The sequence below is a fragment of the Streptococcus sp. SCPM-O-B-15304 (M98) genome, from assembly GCF_058200215.1.
Genome location: NZ_JBYQGQ010000043.1, coordinates 1 through 426 on the forward strand (window position 1 = coordinate 1; position 426 = coordinate 426).

Here is a 426-nt window from a genome sequence, read left to right on the forward strand (position 1 = left end):
CCAGATCCAAAAGATCCAAGCAAACCAGGTAAACCAGTAGAACCAGGAACACCTGTAACACCGGATAAACCAGGGGAAGATACGCCAATCATCTATGTACCAAAAACAAATGATGTGACACAACCAACCAAACAAACTGTAACGTTTGAAGGAGCTGGTTCAACCACACCAAAAGATGATGTTCAAAGTGACTATACATTCACAGGCAAGAAGAATCAAGCTGATGGCACAACAACATGGACTGAAAACAGTCATGACTATGGCAAAGTAAAAGTCCCAGTAGTTGAACACTATTATGCGGATAAAGCTGAAGCAGGTGGTAAGACAGTTACTCCAGAACACCCAGAAGCTACAGATAAAGTAGTTTATAAGGAACTCGGTAAGATCATTCCAGTTGATCCAGAAGGAAACAAAATTCCAAATGCC

General features: G+C 41.3%; 1 protein-coding gene. It reads left to right on the forward strand.

All coding sequences use genetic code 11. The annotated features are described in order from the left end of the window. Positions 1–426: mucin-binding protein (locus AC3E7H_RS09960; RefSeq protein ID WP_490676513.1), on the forward strand; the 426-nt coding region annotated here is incomplete at both ends.